The sequence below is a fragment of the Klebsiella sp. 64 genome (assembly GCF_018223915.1).
GTDB classification, from domain to species: Bacteria; Pseudomonadota; Gammaproteobacteria; order Enterobacterales; family Enterobacteriaceae; genus Klebsiella; species Klebsiella pneumoniae.
On sequence record NZ_JAGRQZ010000063.1, the window covers coordinates 1 to 5,467 of the forward strand.

General features: G+C 44.4%; 4 protein-coding genes. All 4 read right to left on the reverse strand.

Going from position 1 to position 5,467, the window contains the following annotated elements:
- A partial coding sequence (locus KHQ23_RS26025) for a mannose-1-phosphate guanylyltransferase/mannose-6-phosphate isomerase (protein WP_211776993.1) occupies positions 1-1,305 on the reverse strand: 1,305 nt, incomplete at its 3' end.
- A 226-nt stretch (positions 1,306-1,531) separates the two neighbouring features.
- A complete protein-coding gene (gene gndA / locus KHQ23_RS26030; protein ID WP_040204201.1) occupies positions 1,532-2,938 on the reverse strand; it encodes an NADP-dependent phosphogluconate dehydrogenase in 1,407 nt (468 codons plus the stop codon).
- A gap of 118 nt (positions 2,939-3,056) precedes the next feature.
- On the reverse strand, positions 3,057-4,217 hold the full coding sequence (locus tag KHQ23_RS26035) for a glycosyltransferase family 4 protein (protein ID WP_040176193.1): 1,161 nt from the start codon (positions 4,215-4,217) through the stop codon (positions 3,057-3,059).
- A gap of 162 nt (positions 4,218-4,379) precedes the next feature.
- Positions 4,380-5,357, reverse strand: coding sequence for an acyltransferase family protein (locus tag KHQ23_RS26040; protein WP_072032799.1), 978 nt, complete (start codon positions 5,355-5,357; stop codon positions 4,380-4,382).
- Positions 5,358-5,467: the final 110 nt, after the last annotated feature.

The window sequence follows — 5,467 nt, forward strand, 5'->3', positions numbered from 1 at the left end:
GTGCTCGGCGCCAATCGGAATAAAGGTGGACTGGTTCTCGGTCAGCAGGAACTGCTTGCCGTTGACCGTCACCTGGCCGGTGCCGGCGAGAATGACCCAGTGCTCGGCGCGGTGGTGGTGCATCTGCATCGAGAAGGCGCCGCCCGGTTTCACGGTGATGCGGTTGACGTTGAAGCGCGGGGTCTGGACCACCACGTCACAGCGGCCCCAGGGACGGTAAATCTCGCGGTGGCGCTTGTACTCGCTGCGCTGGTTCTGCTTGAGGAACTCGACCGCCTTCTTCACGTCCTGGGAACGCTCGCGGTTCATCACCAGCACGGCGTCCTTGGTGCTGACAATCACCAGATTCTCCACGCCGATGGCCGCCACCAGCTTCTCGTCGCTGTTGATGTAGCAGTTTTCGCTGTTGTGCACCCACGCGTCGCCGCTGAGGACGTTACCCTGCTCATCTTTCGGGCTGACCTCCCACAGGGCGGACCAGGAGCCGACGTCGCTCCAGTCGGCATCGAGACCGACCACCACCGCGTCGGCGGTTTTCTCCATCACCGCGTAGTCCACGGACTCGTCCGGGCACTCGCAGAAAATGTCATGCGGAATGCTGATGAAGTCGCTGCCGTTGTCGGCGGCACTGAACGCGGCCTGGCAGGCTTCGAGGATATCCGGGCGGAATTTGGCCAGCTCGGAAAGGTATTTTTTGGCGCGGAACATAAACATGCCGCTGTTCCAGTAGTACTCCCCGGAGGCGAGGTAGGCCTCGGCGCGCTCGCGGTCCGGCTTCTCCACGAAGCGGGCCACCTGGTACGGGGTGTGGGCGCTGTCGGTGAGGGCCACGCCGCGCTGGATGTAGCCGTAGCCGGTTTCCGGAGCGTTCGGCACGATACCGAAGGTGACCAGATGGCCTTCATCGGCATACTGCTCGGCGACGCGGATGGCGTCGTGGAAGACCGGCTGGTTATTGATGATATGGTCGGCGGCGAGGACCAGCATCAGCGGGTCGTCGCCGTGGCGGGTGGCCTGGAGGGCCGCCAGGGCGATGGCCGGGGCGGTGTTACGCCCGACCGGCTCAAGAATAATGTTGTTCGACAGCTTGTTGAGCTGGCGCAGCTGTTCGGCCACCAGGAAGCGGTGCTCTTCGTTACAGATGACCATCGGTTCATGGATTTCAAGGCCCGAGAGTCGGGTGATGGTTTCCTGCAGCATGGAGTTCTGCCCGTACAGCCGGAGGAACTGTTTCGGGTAAAGCTCGCGAGACATCGGCCAGAGACGACTGCCGGTACCGCCAGCCATTATCACAGGAAGCAACATATTAATATCCTTTAATTAAAACCCTGTTATTTAACACCCAGTAATTTACTGAGGCCAGAAGCAGATTAATATAGGCGTACAAGATAATAAATATGGCAAATTCTTAAAAAGGTTAAAAATTAGATATTAGAAATATTTTTAGAAAGGAAATGCTTAAGGTCAGGTTGCAATATTAAATATAAATTTAAAAACAGTCAGGCCAAATGGCCTGACTGTGTGAAGAAATTTATTCCAACCATTCTGTGTGGAAAACACCTTCCTTATCGGTACGCTTATAGGTGTGCGCACCAAAGTAATCGCGCTGAGCCTGAATCAGGTTAGCTGGCAGAACTGCGGAACGATAGCTGTCGTAATAGGCAATTGCGGCAGAGAACGTCGGTACCGGAATACCATTCTGTACGGCATACGCCACGACATCACGCAGCGCCTGCTGATAGTCATCAGCGATCTGTTTGAAGTACGGTGCCAGAAGGAGGTTAGCAATGCCAGCGTTTTGCGCATAAGCATCGGTGATCTTTTGCAGGAACTGCGCACGAATGATGCAGCCAGCGCGGAAAATCTTAGCGATCTCGCCGTAGTTTAGATCCCAGTTGTATTCATCAGAAGCAGCACGCAGCTGGGAGAAGCCCTGAGCATAGGAGACGATTTTACCGAGGTACAACGCGCGACGCACTTTTTCGATAAATTCAGCTTTATCACCGGCCGGCTGAGCCTGCGGACCGCTCAGCACTTTCGAAGCGGCTACACGCTGGTCTTTAAGCGAAGAAATATAGCGAGCAAACACAGACTCCGTGATCAGGGACAGAGGTTCCCCAAGATCCAGTGAGCTCTGACTGGTCCACTTACCAGTACCTTTGTTTGCTGCTTCATCAAGAATGACATCGACGAGGTATTTACCGTCTTCATCCTTCTTGGTGAAGATATCTTTGGTAATATCGATCAGGTAGCTGCTCAGTTCACCTTCGTTCCATTCGGTGAAAGTTTGCGCAAGCTCCTCGTTGGAGAGCATCAGACCGCCTTTCAACAGTGCATAAGCTTCGGCAATCAGCTGCATGTCACCATACTCGATGCCGTTATGAACCATCTTCACATAATGGCCAGCACCGTCAGCACCGATATAGGTGACACATGGCTCACCGTCTTCAGCAACCGCAGCAATCTGCTTCAGAATTGGAGCAACCAGCTCATAGGCTTCTTTCTGGCCACCAGGCATAATGGAAGGCCCTTTCAGAGCCCCCTCTTCACCACCGGAAACACCGGTACCGATAAAGTTAAAACCATCGGCAGACAGTTCACGGTTACGACGGATGGTGTCCTGGAAGAAGGTGTTGCCGCCATCAATGATGATGTCGCCTTTGTCGAGGTAAGGCTTCAGGGAATCGATGGCGCTGTCGGTGCCAGCCCCGGCCTTCACCATCAACAGGATACGACGTGGTGTTTCGAGGGATTCAACAAACTCTTGTACTGTGTAGTAAGGAACCAGTTTCTTGCCTGGGTTTTCGGCAATCACTTCTTCGGTCTTTTCACGGGAGCGGTTGAAAACGGAGACGGTATAACCGCGGCTTTCGATGTTCAGCGCAAGGTTACGCCCCATCACTGCCATACCGACAACCCCGATCTGTTGCTTGGACATTACATACTCCTGTCAGGTGTGGTCACTGCGACACGTTCGCAGCTTTAATGTGATGATAATGTTAGCCCAAAGTACTCATTGCCGGAAGTAGTAAATCAGTATTTAATTAATATATTCTTTAGTAGCTTGTTGCTTTTATTTTTTTGTCTGAAAAATGAAGCCATTTTTCATTAACATAATTATTGATTTCATATCTAAACCTTTGTTCACTAAAACGCAATGAGTTGACACGACAAGTTTTTGGTTCGATTTTATTTTGATTTGAAATAAATAAATGAACAGCATTTATAAGAGAATCAACTTTCTGTTCATAAAAGAAAACCCCCGTCGGTGACTCTTGATCTAACCCTTTAATTGTCTCTAATACACCTCCTTTACCAAAAGCAATAACAGGAGTCCCGCAAGCTTGAGCTTCTACAGGTGTGATACCAAAGTCTTCTTCCGCAGCAAATACAAACGCCTTAGCCTTTTTCATATAATCAGTCATTGTTGCATCAGGTTGATAGCCTAAAATCTCGATATTTTTTGTCGCCTTTTGTTTTATCTTTGACATTTCACTACCATCACCTATAACAACTAGCTTTTTATCCGGCATTTGACTAAATGCCTCAACAATAAGATCCATTTTTTTATATGGAACTAAGCGTGAGGCAGTGAAAAAATAATCATCTTTTCGCTCACAAATATTGAATCTATCAACATTAACAGGAGGATATATAACATCAGCATCCCGACCATAGACTTTCTTTATTCTACGCGCAATAAATTTAGAGTTAGCTATAAAATGATCTACTCCATTTGCTGTTCTGTAATCCCACATTCTAATTTTATGTAATAACCATTTTGTTATTAGCCCCTTAATTCCTTTATCTAGCTTAGCCTCACGTAGGTATTGGTGTTGTAGGTCCCATGCATAACGAATTGGCGAATGTACATAACTAATATGTAGTTGATCAGGTCCAGTTAATATTCCTTTCGCAACAGCATGACTACTAGACAAAATAACGTTATGCTTTGAAACGTCTAGTTGCTCAATTGCTAGAGGCATTAGGGGTAAATATTTTTGATATTTACTTTTTGCAAAAGGTAGTCTTTGTATGAAGGTTGTTGTTGCTGACTTCCCCAAAAACAAGTCTCTATCTGATTGGGATAGAAAATCCACGACAGAATACAATTCTGAATCAGGGAATATATTTATGAATTCCTTAATTACCTTTTCAGAACCAGCAAAAGTTACAAGCCAGTCAGCAACCAATCCAACATTCATTTGATTTCGCATACTTACCTTCTTTATTAAATTAAGACCAAAATCATCATATCGTAATTAGAAATAAAACCCATTACAACCTAAATTGCAGTAAATATCAAGGGTGATATTCAAGATGAATTTCATAAAAACTGTAGAATACTAGCAAAAATCTAATCACTAAACATTAAAACATTATTTAGCTGTAACTCCATTGAGTGTATTATAAAACCATGAAAAATATCTTTCCACAAAGATCATAACTGCAAGTGAGCCAAAGAAAGCTATTAGCAGATTTGGAGTTGAATAAGGGACCCCTATTCTTTTAAATAATTCAGATGTAAATGTCAAAATGAATGGATGAAGTAAATAGACACCTAACGAATACTTTGAACCACACTTTGACCAAAATGTTTTATTTGCTTTTTTTCTTCCTATGCCAAATAACAACAAACCAATTGCAAGGATTACAGCACCAATTGGAAGTTGTCTTTGATGAATTTCGGAACCGAAAAAGTAATACATTAATAATGATTCTGCTAAAACAGAAACTATTCCAAAAATTATGATATATAAAAGGAAGGTTTGGTTAAAATGAAATCTATCTTTGTTATCGGAATATAAATACCCTAAGTATACCAATGAAGCACACATTAGTATTCTGAATAAATAAAATTCTTGATGCCCTATACCACAAGATCGTAATAAATCCGTAATCCAGCATATCAAGATGATTACAAACGAAATGCTCAAAGCCTGAGTGATTTTTAGATTGGAGGAAAAATAGTTAACAAAAAGAAAAACAACAATTAAAGAAATTAAAAACCACAAATAAAAGTATACTCCTCCGCCAAAAAAAGTCTGAAGATTTACAATACGTTCAATAAAAGAGTCATGCATAACAATAGATTTAATAAATATAATAGGCGAATAAATAATAGATGACCAGAATAGAATCTGGAGAATCTTATTTACCTTTCTTCCTAGATTAATTTCTCTCGCAAGACCAAGCATAAATCCTGAAGTTAAAAAGAAAAAAGGGAGCGCCCATCGAGTACAATTCTCTAATAACCCTCCAACGAGATAACCAAACTCTGGAAAAGTACCGGAGTGAAAGACTACAATACAAAAAACAGCAATTATTTTCAAAGAATCAAGATAATGAAGCCTCATAATTTGGCATCCAATTATTTGATAAGCTAATATGGTTAATTAGTGTAATTCTCGTAGTTTTCTGTATATATAGCAACATGCGATGCCTAGGGAAGGTGCGAACAAGTTCC